Source organism: Sphingomonas sp. 2SG, assembly GCF_005503285.1.
GTDB classification, from domain to species: Bacteria; Pseudomonadota; Alphaproteobacteria; order Sphingomonadales; family Sphingomonadaceae; genus Sphingomonas; species Sphingomonas taxi.
The window spans coordinates 97,428-115,988 of the sequence record NZ_SCMZ01000002.1 but is presented as its reverse complement, the minus strand read 5'-3'; the positions used below and the strand labels follow the sequence as shown (position 1 = coordinate 115,988).

The following is an 18,561-nucleotide window of genomic DNA, read 5'->3' as shown; positions in this document are numbered from 1 at the left end:
ACTCGCGAATTCTTCAGTCGCTGCGCAATCGACGCAACGCCACGACCTCATGGCCGGCGAACAGCAGGACCCCGATCGCGAGCGGGATCAGATAATAGACGAGCCGGAAGGTCAGCAGCGCGGCGACAAGCCCGGTACGGTCGATCTGCGGCAGCGCGGCCAGCATCACCACCTCGAACACGCCAAGACCACCGGGGGCGTGGACGAGTAGGCTGGAGATGATAGCAAGCAGATATCCGACCAGCACCGTAGGATAGAGCGCGGGATCGGGTGCGGGCAGCAGCACGAACAGCACGGCGGTTGCGGTCAGCAGGTCGAGCGTGCCGGTCGCGAATTGCGCCACGGCCATCCGCCAGGTCGGCAGTTGCACCACCCAGCGCCACAATCGCACCGACCGGCCGTTCAGAACGCCAAGCGCGATCATATAGCCGGCGAGCAGTGTGAGCGTCGCCAGCCCGGCAGCGGTCTGGAACGCAGGCGGCACGGCGCGGTCGCCAATCGCTGGCAGGTCGGGGAGGATGACGAATGCCAGCCCTAGCAGCAGAAAGGCGCCTAGCCAAAAGGTCACGCCCGCGACGATCATGATCTGCCCGACCTCGCCGAGCGTCACGCCGTGCCGATTATAGATGCGGTATCGTGCGGCGCCGCCGGTCAGCGCCGCAAAACCGAAGTTGTGGCTGAAGATATAGCTGGTGAACGCCGCCAGCGCGGTGACGGGATAGGGGACCTTTCGTCCGACCAGTCGCAGCGCGAGCACGTCGAAGCCGGTCAGAATGAAATAGCTGAGCGCCGTCAGGATCGCCGCGCCGGCAAGCGCCGCCTTGGGGATGGCGTGGACGGCGGTCACAACGTCGTTCCACGACATGCCCACGAGCAGATGGTGCAACGCGACGCCTGAGACTGCCAGGACAGCGACCGTTGCTAAGGCGACTAAGATGGTACGTAAGGACAAGTCGAGAACTCAGAATTCGATAGCGAAGAGCCGGCAGAGCTCTGTTCGGGCCTTGAAGCCGCGTGGCGTCGTGCGGCGTAGCTACACGTAATCGTGGGCGAAGTCTGCCCCGCCGTATAAGCCGCGCCCCGCGATCGCGCCAGGCCTTGTCCATCATGAAGGCGGCCGTGACGGAACGGCTTAACGCCCCTGCCGTTATCAGCTTGAACCCAAACGATTCCGGCGACGGAGCGAAGGAGATTATCATGGGCGAATTCACCGACAAGCTCGACGCAGCAGGCAACAAGATCGCGGGCAAGGCTAAGGAGCTTTACGGCGATGCCACCGACAACCAGCAGCTGGAAGCCGAAGGCAAGGCGCAGCAGCTCAAGGGCACCGGTCAAGACGTGAAAGGCAGCGTCAAAGGCGCTCTAAACGATAAAATCTGACCAACTTGATCGCATGAAAGGGTCGTTTCGCTCCGGCGAAGCGACCCTTTCTGTATGTGCGTCAACCCCGTCCTAGTCTAAGTGCGACACCGCTCAAAAGCGGATTGTCGAACGCCTTCGTCATCAACTCGTTGAAGCTATTAGCCAGATTGATTTTGAGAGCCGATAGGGGCGCATGTCCGCACACGCCTCCAAACGCACCCTCTATGCCGCCCTAGCAGCCAATGCCGGCATCGCGATCGCCAAATTCTGCGGGGCTGCCTACACCGGTTCCTCCGCAATGGCCTCGGAAGGCATTCACAGCCTTGTAGATACCGGCAATCAGATATTGCTGCTGTTTGGCATGAAGGACGCAAGCCGTCCCGCCGACGCATCCCACCCATTCGGCTATGGTCTTCGCCTGTATTTTTGGGGCTTCGTGGTTGCAATGGCGGTCTTTGCGCTTGGGTCGGGCGTCGCGATTTACGAAGGCGCGGAGAAGGTTGCGCATCCCGAACCGATCGAAAGCGCATGGGTCAACGTCCTCATCCTGATTGTCGCGATCCTGCTAGAAGGCTCGTCCTTAACCGTGGCACTGCGACAGGTCCGCAACGAGGCAAGGCGCCGCAAACGGGGCATGATGGAGACCATACGGCAGCACCGCGACCCAACCGTATTCGCCGTCATCTATGAAGAGACAGCTGCACTCGCCGGCTTGCTCGCCGCCTTGATCGGCATTGGGCTAGCGGTGACGCTCGACATACCCGCGCTTGATGGTTGGACCTCGATTGTCATCGGGGTGATTCTGGCGTTCACGGCGGTGAGCCTCGCCCGTCGCTGTTATGTGCTCATGACTGGTCAAGCAGCTGATCCAGCGATTGAGGAGCGGCTCCGCGAGATCTTGGCACGTGTGAGGCCGATCGAGGAGGTCAATGAGGTTCGCACCATGCACTTTGGGCCGTCAGAAGTTCTGGTGCTCGTGTCGGCCGACTTCGATGACGACACTCTTGCAGGCACTGTCGAACGCATCGTGTCGGACGTTGAGGATGGCATCCGCGAGGACTTTCCCGAGGTTCGGCGTGTCTACATCGAAGCCCAGTCTATCGATCGCCACCGCGAAGCTCTAGGCGACATTGGTGAGAAGGTGGATGCGCTGGAGCGCGAGGGTGACGAAGACGAGGGGTATCAACGCATGCTGCCGGCGGAGCACAGCTAGAGTGTTCAAGGCCTATTGGCAGAAGCAGGCGACCTACCCCCCCTGTGACGAGGAACCAGAAGCAGTCATTCGAACCGCCCTGCCCGCTTCCCAACTCCAGACATTCATTAATTTGCGTGTATACGCATTTCCCTCGCGATGAAATGAGGACACCGCCGCTTCGCTCCTCTGCGCGGAGCGTCGGCGTGCTCCGGGTCGTGAGGCCTCAGGCCGGTGCTGTCAGTCTAATGCGAACCGCTCTCCACACGATGCACTTAGGTCTTTGACGGTCGCAGCCTAGCTAGCGAGCACCTGCCACTCCGCCAGCGCGGCGGAGCGTCGATTCCGGTAGGTCTGTCGATCAACGAGGTGGCGCTCCAAGCTGAAGTGGTTGTGGGCGTTGGCGTGCATTGAGGCGAACGTTTGCAGCGTCTTCATCTGCCTGAACCTGAGCATCGCTCGCTCTCGTCGTCGAAACGGCAGGTGCGAATTCTCCGCCCGGTTGTTGACCCAGCGTCCCACCTCCTGCTTGTCGCGGTTGCCGAGCTCGTTCATCGCTGCGCCGTAGGAGCGCAGGCCATCGGTGGTGATCGCTTGTGGAGAGCCGTGGCGCTTGAGTGCCTTCTTCATGAAGGTGAGTGCTGCATCCTTGTCCCTGGTGCGAGTGACGTAGCTCTCGAGCACCTCGCCTTCATGATCCACCGCTCGCCACAGGTAGACCATCTCACCGTTGAGCTTCACGTACATTTCGTCGAGGTGCCAGCGCCAGTGGCGTAACCCCCGCATGCGGCTGATCCGCTGGCGGCGCACCTCGCCTGCGAACAGCGGACCGAACCTGTTCCACCACAGCCTCACTGTCTCATGGCAGATGTCGATCCCGCGCTCGAACAGGAGATCCTCGACGTTGCGTAGCGACAGCGGAAAGCGAACGTACATCAGCACCACCAGCCGGATCACCTCAGGCGATGAGTTGAAGTAGCGGAACGGCGAGGCTGGCTTGCGGGCACGAGGCATGACCAAGCCCCTACCCTGCTCGGCTTACCGGCCGGTGCATTTGGTTTGACGGAGCCGCCCATTTTCATGAAGTGGCCGCGCTATCTAAGCATGCCTCTTGTCAGCAGGAGCCCTTCGGCCTCTGCTACGACCGAAAGGCCCTTATAGTCGTGTATCGCCGGATGAGCGTTGCCGATTGGATCGTGATGGGTGAACGTAATTGCGAGGCTGGCCGCGCCCGCGGCGTCCGCAGAGCCGAGGCCCGCCAGGGTGTCTTCGAACACGAGGCAGTCCGAAGCCGCGACCCCCAGCCTTTCCGCGCCGAGGAGGAAACATGCAGGATCCGGTTTGCCGCGCTCCACGTCCTCCGAGGTGACCAGAACCGGCGGAATCTCGATGCCTGCTCGGCGAAGACGGGCCTCGGCAAGCGCGCGTGAAGCCGAGGTGACGATCGCCCAGCGCTCTTTCGGAACACTGGCCAGGAAAGCGAATATACCCGGTATCGCCTCCACGCCGTCGGTATCCTCGATTTCTCTTCGCGTGATCCAGGCCGCTTCCGCCACCGGATCAGCGACGCCGAGCGTCTTCATCGTCTCCACCGTCCGGACGCCGTGCATGATGGAGATGACGTGGGCCGGGTCGAAGCCGCGCATCAGCGACCAGCTCGTCCACGCCCGGTTTGCGGAGTCGATGCTGGTGATCAGCGTCCCGTCCATGTCGAACAGGAATGCGGCGAAGTGACGGCCGTCGTGGGGAACGGCGGCGAGAGCGGTCTTTGGAATATGCATAGCACGAGATCATACGGACAGCTTGGCGGCGTTCAAAGTCAGGAACATCGTCGAACAGGCGATTGACGCATCTATTGTACCGATCTGACGGATCACGCTCAGCGCGAACCACCATCTAAGAGAGCGCCGGCCATGATCCAATGGAGCGGGCTAGGGTGGGCTGGCCTAAGCGGCTCACATTGGGGTCGATCGGCGCATTGACGAGCAAGCCGTCCGCCTGGACTACTTGATCAAGGCTCACTGGTATAATTCGGTTCTGGCGACCGAGGGACTTCGGAATTGGTGAGCACATCCTGCGAGGGCTGGGGGTGCCGTCGCAGGATGTCCGTCCACCAAACGTCAGAATACCGCCCGTGCCGTCACGATGAAACGACGCTCTAGCTCGATGACGTTCGCCGGCGGGGTGGCTCCGGTCGAGGGGATACGGATGAACTCTTTTCGCTGCTTGTCGAGCACGTTCGTCACGTCGAAGTTGAGCTGCAGCCATTTCGTGACCGGCAGGCTGCTGGAGAAGTCGAGTTGCCCGAAGCTGCGGACGTAGCGTTCCGCCCCGAACTGGGCTCCCACCGGATCGGAGCGACGATAGGTGCTGCGCCATGAGTAGGCGAAGCGGGCATCGAAGCCAGACTTCTCGTAGTAGAGCACCGCGTTGTAAGCGTTCCGAGAGAGACCAGGCAGATCCTGACGGAGGGTCGTCCCATCGGGATTGTCGATCTTCGCTCGGTTTGCAGCCCGCGTATAATTCAGGACGGTACCGAAGCCGGACAGCGCCCCCGGAAGGAAGTAGAAAGGCGACTGGAGACCGACTTCGAGACCGCTGACCCACGCCGAGTTGCCGTTCGCAGGTTCCGTGAACGCGATCACCCCCGTCGTGGGGAGGCCGGTGAGCTGGTCTGGAAAGGTCGCAACCTCATTGACCGTCCGCTGGGTGATGAGATCCTTGATGTCTTTGTAGAAGTAGCCGACGTTCAGCAATGAGCCGGGGTGCCAATACCACTCGACACTAAGATCGGCTTGATCCGCCGTGTAGGGCCGCAAGTTGGGGTTGCCCCGGGTCCCCGTCTGCGGTCCCGAGTTGATGTATTGCGTCGGCGTCAGGGAGTCGAGGTCCGGGCGAGTCAGCGAGCGGCTCAACGCACCGTGCACCACGACGTTCTGGATCGGCTCCCACCGGGCGTTCGCGGCCGGAAGCCAGTTCGCCGACTTGCCGCTGTCGCTGCGGGCGAGGGGCGTCTCGCCGACGAGCTGAGTACCCTCCGTGCGGGTGCTGGTGTTGACGTAGCGGATGCCGACATCGAACGACACCGCGCCGATGACGAAGTTTGCTTGTGCGTAGCCTGCGAACGTCTCCTCACGTACGGCGAAGGACCGCAGATCGTTTCCAGTCAGATACGGAAAGAACTCGGGCGCGACGTAGGGATCGCCGACGTTCGGGTAGAAGTACTTCTTCGCAAGCGCGGGATCCACGGCGAGAATGCGGTCGGGCGTTTGCGAAGGCGAGCCCTTGACGCTGAAGGGCCGCGTGATCGCAACCCCGGCCAGCGAGGGCGAGTTCGCGGTGAGGAGCGGGGAGCCCTGATACAGCCCTGCGTTTTCGCCACGCCGGCTGGTCGTGCGGTCGGTGTAGCGTCCACCGAAGCGGATCGAAAACCGATCCTCGTCGTCGAAGGCATATTTGGCGTCGATCTTCGCCATCAGCTCGTCGGTGGTTTGACGGAAACGGTCAAAGATGAAGACGTTGAAGCCGAAGTCCTGCGGATTGGACAGGAAGTCGGTCGAACCCGACGTGAAGTTCGGCACGCTGCCGTTCACGTCGTAGCTGGCGGTAGTGTTGTTGATCGCGAACGAGAAGAGCTGGAGCTCCGTGCGCTCGTTCCGCTTGGCGAAGGCAATTGCGGGCGACACCGTCAGATGCTCGTTTGGTCGCAGATCGGCGCGTAGCGTGCCCTGCCAAACGCGCTGGTATTGCGGCCGGTAGCTTGTGCCGACGCGGTTCTGCACGCCGGCGAACGTACCCGATGTCACCACGCCGTCCTCCACCGTATAGTTGGTGGGAGCGGCGTTGTTCCCTTCGATCGGGACGTCCGGCCGGTCGTCGTGTCGTGCCCCGTCGATCTCGGCGTAGAGGAAGTCGGCGGTAAGATCGAAGCCGTCGCCCAGCTTAGCCTGGAAGGCGGCGGTACCGCCAATGTTCTTTCGCTGTTCGATGTAGCTGTAGTAGGCCGCGGTACGGGGCGTCGCCGCATCGAGAAGCGTCGACGGTGCCGTGGCGAGCGCGTTGGCGTTCGCGATCAGGCGGAACGGCACCCAAGGCCCGTAGGCGATCTCGTTGGTCCGGAAGTCGACCTTCGAATACGCCACCCCGAGAGCGATGCCGAAGCGATCGTCCCAGTTCTTGCTGATCAGGCCGAAAGTCCTGGGCATCACCTTGGACTTCTGGCCCACCTGCCCTCCGCCGACTGCGACGATCCGGAGACCGGGGCTATCAAAGGGCTTGATCGTCTCGATCTTCACCGTGCCGGCGAGTCCGCCCTCGACGCTGCTGGCCGAAGAGGATTTCTCGACGGCGACGCGCGAGAAGATCTCCGGTGCGAGAACGCCCAGATCAAGACCGTTGATGGCGAATCCGCCGTTGATCTCGGTGCGCGTGAAGCCGGTACCCAGACCGCGCAGATTGATCTGCCGTCCTTCTCCCAACTCCGAACGGTCGATGGTGACGCTCGGAATGCGCTGGAGAGATTCGGCCAGATTGTTGTCGGGGAACTTGCCGATGTCCTCTGCCGAAATGACGTCGACGACATTGACCGCCTTGCGCTTGACGTTGATCGATCGTTCGAGGCCTGCTCGGATACCAGTGACGACGATGTCCTGACCCGTGTCGTCGGTGGCGCCGATGGTCTGCTCAGGCGCTGGCGAGGCGGAAGCCGAGCCTTGGATCGTCGAGCCCTCCTGCGCCTTGGCGACAGCTGGCGTCACTATGGCCATGGCGGTTCCCAGCCAAAAAGCCTCTAGGCGGCATCGCCGCGCAAGCCGGTCCTTCGTATCCAGCAGATTCTTCATGCCTTCTCCCCTTCTGATGATCCCTGCGGGTCACGAAGCTGAGCGAAACATTCGGGAACGTAGCTAGTTTGGCAGGAACGCCTTGCTGCTCGTCGCCGTCACATCGCTGCCGGTTCAGACCGTTACCGATCGAGCCTGCCGTCTTCAGCCCCGCACCTAGCTGCCCTGCTCACCCGTCCGATTCATCGGATCGCGCGTTATGTTGCGTAGATAGATGCGGTAACAGTGTGAAGTCAAACCGAAACCAACCGAAACTATAAGAAAGAGTGAATTGGGTCGGCTCGTGTGTTCGGCGTGCCTTGATCGGAGGCGACCGGATACAGGCACCGGTGACCGCCCATGACCTGTCGTTCCATCCTGAAGTTCTAAGAACCAATGGGGACGATCAGCCGATTAAAATGCCGGGTTGTCCGTCCCGCGCTCTTGCGAGTTCCAACTCGCATCACGGTGCCGACCGCAGCGGATGGCGGTTCGAGATAGTCGAGGCTGATTAGTGCTACCGTGAGGCAGGTCGGACGTCTGGGCACCGTCTTGCGCGGCAGACGTCGCGGCGAATTCTGGGAACAGGTCACATGACCTTCATCGCCCTCTGTGTGATTTCAGCATCCTAGCGATGGCGACCGGCTCTGCTGCAGGATCTTTGGCCACGACGCCCACTCAGTTTGCTGGTCTTGAATGATCCCGCGGATGCACTTCCGCTTTGTGGCGCCGGACCCTTGCCGGAATCCCTACGCAACGAGCTTTACTCCGGTCGTGAACCTAGAAGGCGGGCATACAAGGCCGCGCCCAATCCTGGTTCATGACGCGGAGCGATGACGTCATATTGCGCGCGCGTCTCCAGACGGCGTAGCAACGCAGCTCGTACCGCGGGCTGCTTGGTCAGCACGCCGCCAGACCAGGACAGCGCGACCCGCTCGTGCTCGTCATAGTCGAGAGCGACACGAAGCGCCTCGGCGATCTCCGCCAGTTCCTGGCCCGCGCGTTCCAAGATCGCGGTCGCGGCGGTGTCTCCCGCCTCCGCTGCCTGCGCAACCAGCGGGGCGAGCGCGGCGATCTCGTCACGGGTCATTCCCGAGCCGCCCATGACGCGCGCGCAGATCGCAAGATCGCTGTCGAGGCGAAGGGAATCGATCAGTATCTGCCGCAACGGACCACTGGGAAGGCGGCCGTCGCTCATCTTGGTGAAGACCTGCAGTCCTTGGATCGAGATCCAGTACGCCGAGCCCTCGTCGCTGAACACCTCGCCCCAGCCGCCAGCGCGGGCGCGGCGACCGTGCCGCTCGCCATAACCGATCGCACCGGTGCCAGCGACGAGGTTGATCCCATCGGCACAGGCCAGCGATCCCGCCCACCCGCACACCATATCGTTGTCGCAGCGGTATCGATCGTGACCGAGCACGCGCGCGCAGCCGGCGTCGAGCAGCGGATCGATGCCGGCGTCCTCGCCGAACGCCGGCAGCCCCAGGAAGACGTAGTCAAACGCGGTAGGCGCAAGGTCCAGCGTCGCGCAGACCTCGCCGATGCCACGAGCGATGCGCGACAACGCCTCGTCGAGCCCGACCTGCAGATGATAGGTCGTGCCCGTCAGCGCCCGCGCGATCACGGCACCCTGCGCGTCGATGCAGACGAATTCCGTCTTCGTGCCGCCGCCATCGACGCCAAGGTAGACCGTCATGCGGGCTGCGTGTGGATGCGCACGCCCTGAACGACGCGGTTGACCGTGCCGCTCGCGTTGGGCTGGTCGGGCGTGCGTCCGAGGCGAAGCGAGCAGTGCAGGCCGAATAGCTGCGCCGGCACCACGTAGGGAAAAAGCAGGTCGGCATCCGCCATCAGCGTCCCGTTCAGCACCAGCAGTGCATCGTCGACCCCGTCGCGCGCCATGACTGGCAGCACCCGGCCGCAGCGACCGTCGGCCCGCAGCTCGGCGATGATGTCGAGATCATAGAGCCGGGTCAGGGGATCGTTCGAGACGAACACGACGACCAGAGTACGCTCGGTCACGATCGTCTTGGGGCCATGACGGAAGCCCAGCGACGAGTCGAACGCGGTCGGGATCGCCCCGTCCGTCAATTCGAGCAGCTTCAAGGCCGACTCGCGCGCCAGCCCCTGGAATGCGCCGCTGCCGAGGTAGACGACCCGGTCGAAATCGCATGCGGCGAGTTCCGTCGCTTCAGCGTCGGCATGCTCCAAAGTAGTCGCGACGGCTTCCGCGATCGCCTCGATCCGCGTAGCCATGGCGTCAATACCGGTGAAGATCGCAAGCGCCGCGTAGAGCATGGCGCTGAAGCTCGACGTCATTGCGAAGGCCCGATCGTGCGTCTCTTCGGGAAGGCGGACGACGTGGCCGATCGCGCCAGGACGCTTCGCTAGGGCGCCATCGTCGTTGCACGTGATGACCAGGTGGTGGACCGACGTCAGCCGCGCGTCGGCCAGCTCGACCGCGGCGACGCTCTCCGGGCTGTTGCCCGATCGCCCGAACGACACCATCAGCGTTGGCCGTCTCGCATCGAGATAGAAGTTCGGCGATCCGACAATGTCGGTGGTGGCCACCGCCTCGACCGGGCGGCCAAGCGTCGCGGTCAGCCAGGGCGCGAGGCATTCGCCGATGAAGGCGGAGGTACCCGCGCCGCACAGCATGATCCGCAGATCGGGCTGCGCAAGCAGGGGCGCGAGAAACGCGGCGATGCCGTCGCGTTCCGCTGCGAGCACCGCATGCGTCGCCCGCAGCGTGGCGGGCTGCTGGTGGATTTCGCGCCGGGTCCAGCTGTCGTCGTTTGCGACCTGCGGATCGACCGCGACTAGGGTCTCAGGCATCGGGATGGCAGGCTCCATGATAGGCGTCGAGCGTCGCGCCGATCTGCGCGACGATGAGGTCGACCGGGTCGAGGGTCGCAGTTCCGGCGCGAGCGGCGGCATAGGCGAGCGGCAGATGTTGGCTGAGCAGCGGCAGAGGCGGCACCTGCGCCCGGAGATTGGCGAACAATCGCTCCTGCGCCGCGACGATCGCAGGGTCCGGCCAGTAGTAGCGGATGCGGTCGCTGAGGCTGTACTGCAGCTGGAGGTCGAGCGCAGCTCCGTTCTCGTGATAATATTTGCGCCAGTTGGCGGGCTCGGCGTGCATCCGCGCGATCGCGACCGCACGCAGATCGCCGCGCCCTTCTTCGACCGTTTCGCTTTCGATTGCATCGAGCGCCCACAACGCTTCGCGCAGCGCGAAGGTGACGCCGGGACCGACCTTGAGGATGGCGAAGTGGTCGCGAACCAGCGCGCTCAGCGCCTCTGCGGTCTGATAGTCGGTGGAATGCGCCTCGAAGACCAGATGGTCGACCGGCACGATGGCGGCGCTGAGATCGGCAGCGGCGTCGGGGCGGTAGTCGACCACCTTCATGTGATCGAACTCGACGCCCGGCTGAACGACCGTCGCGATCACCCGGGCCCACGCTGCGTTCAACCCAAGCTCGCTGAACAGCGCACGATGCATATCGACCGTCGCGAGCGCCGCCTCAGGCGAGGTGATTTCGAGCGTGTCGAGGTCCTCCGCCGCGCCGCCAGGCACCGGCACCTCCGTGCCGATCACGTAGACCGGAGCGTCCGCCGGCTCGCCGACGAAGGCGTCCTCGGCAACGCGGCAGAGACGCGCGGCGCGTTCGGCGATCGTGCGTTCGGCAAGTGGCGTCGGGTCATCGGCGCAGGACATCGAGCAGTCCAGATGGATCTTGCCGAAGCCGGCGCGCACGTAGTCGGCGATCATCGTCTCCGCCTTCGCCATGGCCGCCTCGGCGGGAAGCGCGGTCCAGGCGTTGGGGCCGAGGTGATCGCCGCCCAGAGCGAGGCGGTCGAGCGGGAAGTCCAAACGTCTTGCGATCCCCTCGACGAAGGCGCGGAAGTCGGCGGGCACCATGCCAGTGTAGCCGCCGTCCTGATTCACCTGGTTCGAGGTTGCTTCGATGAGCACCACCGGCACGTCATGACGCAGCGCATGGGCAAACGTCGCCTCGATCACCAGCGGATGCGCCGAGCACACCGACGTGACGCCGACGCGTTCGCCGGCTTTGTGCCGGGCGATGATGTCTTCGATCAGCTTCACGATTATCTCCTTTCGTTCGAGATAGGGGAATCTTTTAGGAAAGGCAACGAAACGAATCGAAACAAAACTACTATGCTGCGGTAGTAGCTTCGCTATCGTCGTCACCAGCCGCGGCATCGGGTTCGAACGCAAGCATCAGCGAGGCGGCGAGAGCGAGACCGATGCCGATGAACTTGACCGGTCCCGGCATGACGCCGAGCGCGACCAGCGAGATGATCGCTGTGGCGAGCGGCGCCCCGGCATTGGTCAGCGGCGCCACGATGATCGCCTTGCCGTAGCGGAAAGCGAACACCAGTGTCAGCGCTCCGATGGCGTTGAGAACCTGGATGCCGGCGGCGAGCAGCGGACCATCGAGACCGAAGTTGATCGGACGGCTGAAGTCGGTCAGCACGAGTGCCGCGGGGATCAGCGCCAAGCCGGTCACGGTCATGTAGAAGAAGATGCTTTCCGCCGACATGACGCGGTTGGCGGACTTCATGAAATAGGCCTGCAGGCCCCAGCAGGTCATGACGGCGAACGCCATCCAGATCCAGCCGCCGCCCTGCGCATCGCCGCCCGGCGCAAAGTCGAACGTCGGCAGCGCGAGCAGCGCCAGCAGGATGCCGATCGCGCCGAGCCTGCCGGTCCGTTCACCCATGAACAGGAAGGACAAGATGATCGTGACCACCGGCGACAGCGAGATCACCGGAAAGATCAGATAGGCGGGGCCACGCGTGACCGCGTAGAACAGCACCATCTGCCCCCCCGCCCCCAGGCCACCCACGGCAAGACCATAAGCGATCGCCCGCGGATTGACGTCGAGCTTCCATCGCGCCTGCGCGAGGACGATCAGGGCGGGCGGGATCATCGTTAGCGCCCAAACGCAGTAGACGAGCGTCTCGGGGAAGCCGTGCTGCGGCGACAGGCCCGAGAATGCGCCCCACACGCCCCACAGCACGACTGTGGCGAGCGCGTTGAACAGCCAGGCTCGCCCGCTTGATGATGCGAGACCGCTCATGCGACGCCCCTCGTGGTGATGGGGGTGGCGGCGATCAGCAGGAAGTGCTCGAAGCGCGCCGGGACGGTGGCCACCGGTCCGTCGACCATCCCGAGCGAAGCGCCGGTGAAGCTGTCGGTCAGTCGGTGAGTGCCCGGGGGCAATCCGCGCAAGGTAACCTTCCCCGACCAGCTATCGGCGTAAAATGCATAGTGCATCCGGCCACTGGCACGGATCGCATGGCCCTCAGGCTTGTCGAAGCCGATGTCATAGAGCCCGCCGAGATACTCGCCCTTGGGCAGCATGTCGGCGCGGTACAGCGCGATCCATTTGCGCCAGAGGCGTTCACGCTCGGGAGTGAGCGCGATGCCGCCCGGCGGCAGGGGATCGGTGGTGTTGACCGGATCGTGCGGCCACGTGAACTTGGTCGAGACGATCGCGCCGATGCCGTAGTGGCTGGCAAAATCGTCGTGCCGGTCGCTGAGTTCGACGTGATCGCCCGCGAACGGCGCGGAGGGCCCCATCATCGCCTTGAACGTCTTGCCCTTGAGCCTGATCTGCCACGACGACGTCGGATCCGATGCGGGCGTGTGGTTCATCCCCGGCATGTTGTGGAAGGCGAAGGAGTCGCCGCAGGGACAGATCTCGACCACCGCCTCCGGGTTGATCGCCATTGCCTCGTCGTAGAGCGCCTTCCAGAAGCTCTGCAGCTTCTCGAAAGATTCCTCGGGCCGCGCGTGGTTGTGGGCGGGATTGTAGCAGGGCGCGACGCCGTTGAGATGCTGGCCGTCGAGCTTCAGCCCCTCGAAGCCCCAGTCGCCGATGATGCGGCGGATCTGACCCCGGAAGTAGTCGACCACCGGCGGATAAGCCGGGCACAGGGTGAACGCGTTCCAGAAGCTGACGTTCTGTGCGGCACCTGTGCGGTCCAGCAGCAGCATGTCGGCGTGGTCGCGGAGCAGGTCGGTGCCGGGATCCGCGGCGAGCGGGGCGAGCCAGAGCCGTGGCCGCATGCCCGCCGTCTTGATCTGACCGACAAACGCCTTCATGTCGGCGTCGCCGCGCGGGAACTTGGCGGGATTGAGCTTCCAGTCGCCTTCCGACGTCTGCCAGCCGTCGTCCATCACCGCCCAATCGAGCCCAATATCCTTGGCCTTACCCATCGCAGTCAGCACCTCGGGGATGGTGAAGTCGCGGCCGTAGCCCCAGGCGCACCAAACCGGCGCGTAGCTCGGCTCCGGTATCGCGGGGGCGGCGATTCCGCGCTCCGCCATCAGCCGGCGATAGGCGTCGAGCGGACGGAAGTGATCGCCGTCATGCACCATCAGGAGGATCGGCGGCAGCGCAAGCGACGCGCCGGGTGCGAGAGTCATCGGCTCGTCGCCCGCGATCGCGATCCGCGTTCCCGTCGGCTGCCCAGCGACCGGCAGCGACACCAGCCGCGGCACCGTGTCGATGTGGCCGACCGCAAGCCCGACGTCGCGCCGCCAAACAGCCGCGACTGGGGTGCCGCCGCCGTAGTCGGACGCGTTCATGCCCATGAAGTTTCGCTGGCCGAACCCTGGCGCCACGCGCTGCACCCAGTCGCGCCGATCGGGGTAGGAGGCGCCCGAGAAGCTCCAGGCTCCCTCCGGATGCGCGAGCAGATCGTGCGCCGCCGCCTGCCATCCAGCGATCGCGAGCGGCGTCTTACCAGTGTTGCGATAGGCGACGTCGAGCATCGCGAGGCCGGGATAGCGGTCGAGCATCGTCACCGCAATCCGCTTCTCGATGCCGCCCGCCGCGGTGCCGCGCAGCCGATGGAGTCTACCGCTGCCATGCGGTCCCGAGACGGCTTCGCTGCTCTGGTCGAGGAGAAGGAAGCGGTCGATCGGCTGCTGGCCGACCAGGCGGATCGCCTCGCCCGGTTCCATTGCGGTCAGCACGGTCCCGCCGCGCGACAGGCGTGAGTGCAGCCCGGCGTCGAATTCGATCGTCAGCACGCCGTCGCTGATTCGCGTGATCGGTCCAATCGGGCGCGAAACTCGCGCGACGGCAGGGCAGGCAGCGACGACGGCCGCTCCGCCCGCAAGCTGCGCGATCAGGCGACGCCGGGATATGGATGTGTTCGACACGCGCATGCCTCTCGTAGCAGCGGACGCCACTTGAAGCGGGCGGCCTTGAATTCGGATGTGCCTCATCGCTTCGGCTTGCGCAATTCAAAACGCAACATAGTATGATTTCGTTACGTTTCCTTTGGAGAATTAGATGCGCATCCGATCAGGTCTGCTTGCCGTCACCGCCGCCATGGCGCTCGTCGGCTCCGCACCGTCTCCCACGTCCTATACCGAGGCCGACTTTGCGCGCGTCGCCAAGCTCGACGCGCACGTCCACGCCAACCGAGACGCGCCCGACTTCGTACAGGTCGCCCGGCGCGACGGGTTCGAGCTCCTGTCGATCAACGTCGATTATCCCGATTTCCCGCCGCTCGCGCGGCAGGCGGAGATCGCCTACAAGGACCATGCCGCCAACCCTAAGCACTTCCACTTCGCGACGACCTTCTCGATGGACGGGTTCGGGACGCCGCAATGGACCGCCCAAGCCGAACGCGCGGTCGACGACGGCTTCGCGCACGGCGCGGTCGCGGTGAAGGTATGGAAGAATATCGGCATGATCGCCAAGGATGCGAACGGCAAGCGCGTCTTCCTCGATGATCCGCGGTTCGATCCCATCATGCGCAACATTCAGGCGCGGGGCGTGCCGCTGATCGCGCATCAGGGCGAGCCAAAGAACTGCTGGCTGCCGCTCGACCAGATGACGACCGACAACGACCGGACCTATTTCAGCGAACATCCCGAATACTACATGTTCAAGCATCCCGAGGAGCCGAGCTACGAGCGCCTGATGGCGGTGCGCGACCGCTTTGTCGCGCAGCATCCGAAGCTCGCCTTCGACGGTGCGCACATGGCGAGCCTAGAATGGAGCGTCGACGAACTCGCCGCCTTTCTCGACCGCTTTCCCAGTGCGGTGGTCGATCTCGCCGCCCGGATGAGCCAGGTGCAGGTCCAGTCGAACGCGAACCATGCGAAGGTGCGCGCCTTCTTCGTTAAGTATCAGGATCGGCTGATGTACGGCACCGACCTGACTGACAGCCCGCCCGATCCCGCGGCACGCGCGCAGAACCCGCCGACGACGGGCGACTTCGCCAAGGAGGCCGATGCGACGTGGCGTTCCGACTGGCGCTATCTCGCGACGCCGCTATCCCAGCCGATCGCAGCCATCAAGGCGGATGCGCCAGGTCTTGCGCTGCCGCGCGAGGTCATCGACAAGATCTACTACCGCAACGCACGGCGCTTCTTCCATCTGGGAGGCTAAGCGTCGCGAACCGCTTAGGCCTCGTGGACGCTGAACCCCAGCCGCTGCGAGGCGGAGCGGACGTCGTCGGGCACGTCGCTTCCGGTGACGAGATGGTGGATGCTGTCGACCGGTATGATCCGGTGGAGGCAGACGCGCCCGAACTTGGATACGTCGGTCACCGCGATGACGTCGCGCGCCGCCTCCACCATCTTGCGGTTCAGCATCGCTTCCGGCTCGTAGTGGGTGGTGATGCCGCATTCGATGTCGAAGCCGTCAACGCCTAGAAACAGCTTGTCGACACGCAGACTCTCCAGCGACGCTACCGTCTGGGCCCCGTAGAACGCGCGGTTTTTGCGGCGGAGCATCCCACCCAGCATGACGATGTTGAGCCGCTCCTTCGCCGCCAGCACCGACAGGATGTCGAGGTCGTTGGTCAGGACCGTGATGTCGTCGTCATCGGGTAGGAAGCGCGCGATCTGCAGCGTCGTCGTGCCGGAGTCGAGCACGATCGACTCGCCCGGCGACACCATCGCCGCCGCTGCCTTGCCGATCCGCGTCTTCTCGTCGGCGTGGATCGAGCGCTTGACCTCGACGGGCGGCTCGGCGGTCACGTTGACCGCGCCTGCGCTGATCCCACCGCCGTAGGACCGCTCCATCACGCCGCGCGTCGCGAGGAAGCGCAGGTCCTTGCGGATCGTCTGCATCGACACTCCGAACTTTTCGGCGAGCGGCGCGACCTGCACGCTGCCCCGCTCGCGCACCAGCGTGCTGATCCGCAATCGCCGTTCACTCGTGTCCCGGATCATTCCATCCCGTTCCCTACACTCTGCCGTCACCGCTACCAGCGCGGTCAGGCTACATCAATCGCGTTACGTTTCGGTAGGGATCACACGATCCTCAACGAACCATGCGCGCCGCGCTCCATGCCACCATTGGTGGGCGGCCGCCATTCGACGGCTGGCGCGTGACCAGCTCGACGACGGAAGCGAACCGGATGTCGGCCACGATCGACGCCGCCTTTCCGGGCGCCGCAGACACCTCCTGCACCAGGCGGCGGTCGGCATACACCTGGAAGCGTACGGGCCCCGTCCCGCCCAGCACCCGCGGCGTCGCCACGAGGCGTGAGAAGGCGCGATCGGCGTGCACTTCAAGGCGCGAGTTAGCGAACACGCCGATTCCACCGACCGGTTGTCCGCCTGCGATCAGCGGCGCTCCGTCCGGTGTCGCGCCGACGCGCGCGGGAAAGCGACCCATCGGCAGGGCATTGGCCCGCGACAGCCCATCGACCGCTACATGGATGCGCGCGGGCATGGCGTCCAGCGGAACGGCGCCGGGATCGGCCGGCGTACCGGTGACGCGCAGCAGCGCGGATCCATGCGCCGGCAGGGTCACTCGGATCAGGTCGCTCGCCGCTGCATCATCGCGCCGCGCCCAGACGTCGCGGACGCGCGCGTGGCTGCCGGGGGCGAAGCCGAGCTGTCGCCAGGAAACCCTCGCCTCGACCGGCACCGCGCCGCGGTTAAGGAACGCGACCGCCCGCGTGCCTGCCGCGGCCAGCGTTCGCACGACGACCATCGCATCGCCGTCGCGATAGCCGATCCCCTGGTTGCCCGCCGCATCCTGGTCGATCGCGATTACCTCCGGGTTGCTGACGATGGCGTGCAGCGCCGGGTCGGGATGCCGCAGATCGTAGCCGAGCAGCAGCGGCGCCGCCATGATCGTCCACATCGTGAAGTGCGACCTCGCCTCCGTGGGATGCGCCGCGTCGAAGTCCCCATGACCGATCTCGAGCATGTCGGGGTCATTCCAATGACCGGGTCCCGCATAGAGCGCGCCATCGACCACGCTGTCGATGTTCGCGAGCATGCTCTTCCAGTTCGACTCGATGTCCGGGCTCGTCCGGTAGAGATTGCCGCGCCGCGGGCCCCAGAGGACCGACAGCGCCTCGCCCCAAGCGCAGATCGACAGCGTTGCGGTTTCACCGCCCCAGCGACGCACCGCGTCGCCCAGCGCCGCATAAAGTCCTTCGATCGCCTTCGGGTCGGACGCGGGTATGTTGCCTCGTACGATCAGCGGCGGGAAGGCGTTATAAGCGCCCGAGGTCACCGGCGGATCGGCCGGCGTATAGTCGGCAACGCCGCAGGCATCGACCTTGATGTAGTCGAACCGCCAGTCGGCGAAGATCGTCCGCATATCAGTGACCGCGTAGCCGAAGCTGCCGACCTGACGCTCGGCGACTGAGCCGACCGGCAGGTTGGGAACGCCGGCGTCCCATCGCTGCATGCAGGTGTTGCGTCCGATGTCGGTGTAGATGCCCGCCTTGAGGCCGAGGGCGTGGAGGGCGTCGGTGAACGGCTTGAACGAGCCGGTGGCGCTTCCTTCGACGTGCGACGACGGAAAGGTATTGCTGCGGATCTGCAACCGTCCGTCGGCCAGTCGGCGCAACGCCCAGCCGTCGTCTATATTGACGAAGCGATAGCCGCGCGCCGCGAGGCCGCTGTCGACCATCGCCTTCGCCACCGCCCGCACCTTTGCCTCGTCGACGTCTGCGTGGAAGGCGTTCCACGGATTCCAACCCATCGGCGGGGTCTGTGCTGCGCCGCTCTGGACGACGGCGAACCTTCCGCTCGGCGCGAGAGGATCGTTCTGCGCCATCGCCGCCGCAGGAGAGGCGGCGGCCGCCAAAATCGCTGCCGCGCGCAGGGCACGGCCCCTGGCGGCGCCTTTTGAAGATGGTGCGGACATGGAGTTCTCCTGCAATGAATGA

At 64.5% G+C, this 18,561-nt stretch carries 14 protein-coding genes; 3 read left to right on the top strand and 11 right to left on the bottom strand.

What is annotated here, in order from left to right; genetic code table 11:
- Positions 1-13: 13 nt before the first annotated feature.
- On the bottom strand, positions 14-952 hold the full coding sequence (locus tag FFS23_RS01620) for a lysylphosphatidylglycerol synthase domain-containing protein (RefSeq protein WP_137897162.1): 939 nt from the start codon (positions 950-952) through the stop codon (positions 14-16).
- 245 nt (positions 953-1,197) lie between these two features.
- Between FFS23_RS01620 and FFS23_RS01615 the strand changes: the two genes are divergently transcribed.
- Both FFS23_RS01615 and FFS23_RS01610 read left to right on the top strand, forming a co-directional pair.
- Complete coding sequence (locus FFS23_RS01615) at positions 1,198-1,380, top strand: CsbD family protein (RefSeq protein WP_137897161.1); 183 nt, start codon at positions 1,198-1,200, stop codon at positions 1,378-1,380.
- 175 nt (positions 1,381-1,555) lie between these two features.
- Positions 1,556-2,575 (top strand): cation diffusion facilitator family transporter, encoded by a 1,020-nt coding sequence (locus tag FFS23_RS01610; RefSeq protein ID WP_137897160.1) that lies wholly within the window; start codon positions 1,556-1,558, stop codon positions 2,573-2,575.
- A 276-nt stretch (positions 2,576-2,851) separates the two neighbouring features.
- On the opposite strand, the gene FFS23_RS01605 is transcribed toward FFS23_RS01610, so the two are convergent.
- The 8 genes from FFS23_RS01605 to FFS23_RS01570 form a co-directional block, all read right to left on the bottom strand.
- The gene (locus FFS23_RS01605) at positions 2,852-3,568 is read right to left on the bottom strand and encodes an IS6 family transposase (RefSeq protein WP_137897159.1); all 717 of its coding nucleotides are present in this window, start codon (positions 3,566-3,568) and stop codon (positions 2,852-2,854) included.
- Between the two features lie 80 nt (positions 3,569-3,648).
- A complete protein-coding gene (locus FFS23_RS01600) occupies positions 3,649-4,335 on the bottom strand; it encodes an HAD-IA family hydrolase (RefSeq protein WP_137897158.1) in 687 nt (228 codons plus the stop codon).
- A 339-nt stretch (positions 4,336-4,674) separates the two neighbouring features.
- A complete protein-coding gene (locus tag FFS23_RS01595; RefSeq protein ID WP_137897157.1) occupies positions 4,675-7,395 on the bottom strand; it encodes a TonB-dependent receptor in 2,721 nt (906 codons plus the stop codon).
- A gap of 742 nt (positions 7,396-8,137) precedes the next feature.
- Positions 8,138-9,070 (bottom strand): N-acetylglucosamine kinase, encoded by a 933-nt coding sequence (locus FFS23_RS01590; protein ID WP_137897156.1) that lies wholly within the window; start codon positions 9,068-9,070, stop codon positions 8,138-8,140.
- A complete protein-coding gene (locus FFS23_RS01585) occupies positions 9,067-10,227 on the bottom strand; it encodes an SIS domain-containing protein (RefSeq protein ID WP_249340472.1) in 1,161 nt (386 codons plus the stop codon). Before FFS23_RS01585 ends, FFS23_RS01590 begins: the two co-directional genes overlap by 4 nt.
- Positions 10,202-11,482 carry a D-tagatose-bisphosphate aldolase, class II, non-catalytic subunit gene (locus FFS23_RS01580; protein WP_137897155.1) on the bottom strand — a complete coding sequence of 427 codons (1,281 nt, stop codon included), beginning with the start codon at positions 11,480-11,482 and terminating at the stop codon, positions 10,202-10,204. Before FFS23_RS01580 ends, FFS23_RS01585 begins: the two co-directional genes overlap by 26 nt.
- Before the next feature lie 70 nt (positions 11,483-11,552).
- Positions 11,553-12,479: a DMT family transporter gene (locus tag FFS23_RS01575; protein WP_137897154.1), complete on the bottom strand. Its 927-nt coding sequence runs from the start codon at positions 12,477-12,479 to the stop codon at positions 11,553-11,555.
- Positions 12,476-14,440, bottom strand: coding sequence for a glycoside hydrolase family 36 protein (locus FFS23_RS01570; protein ID WP_249340471.1), 1,965 nt, complete (start codon positions 14,438-14,440; stop codon positions 12,476-12,478). Before FFS23_RS01570 ends, FFS23_RS01575 begins: the two co-directional genes overlap by 4 nt.
- Positions 14,441-14,705: 265 nt before the next feature.
- Here FFS23_RS01570 and FFS23_RS01565 point away from each other — a divergent pair, with 265 nt between their 5' ends.
- Positions 14,706-15,812, top strand: coding sequence for an amidohydrolase family protein (locus FFS23_RS01565; RefSeq protein WP_137897152.1), 1,107 nt, complete (start codon positions 14,706-14,708; stop codon positions 15,810-15,812).
- 14 nt (positions 15,813-15,826) lie between these two features.
- Here the strand turns inward: FFS23_RS01565 and agaR are convergent, their stop codons facing one another.
- Positions 15,827-16,600: a transcriptional repressor AgaR gene (gene agaR / locus FFS23_RS01560; protein ID WP_137897151.1), complete on the bottom strand. Its 774-nt coding sequence runs from the start codon at positions 16,598-16,600 to the stop codon at positions 15,827-15,829.
- A gap of 91 nt (positions 16,601-16,691) precedes the next feature.
- Positions 16,692-18,449 (bottom strand): NPCBM/NEW2 domain-containing protein, encoded by a 1,758-nt coding sequence (locus tag FFS23_RS01555; protein ID WP_171009317.1) that lies wholly within the window; start codon positions 18,447-18,449, stop codon positions 16,692-16,694.
- Positions 18,450-18,561: the final 112 nt, after the last annotated feature.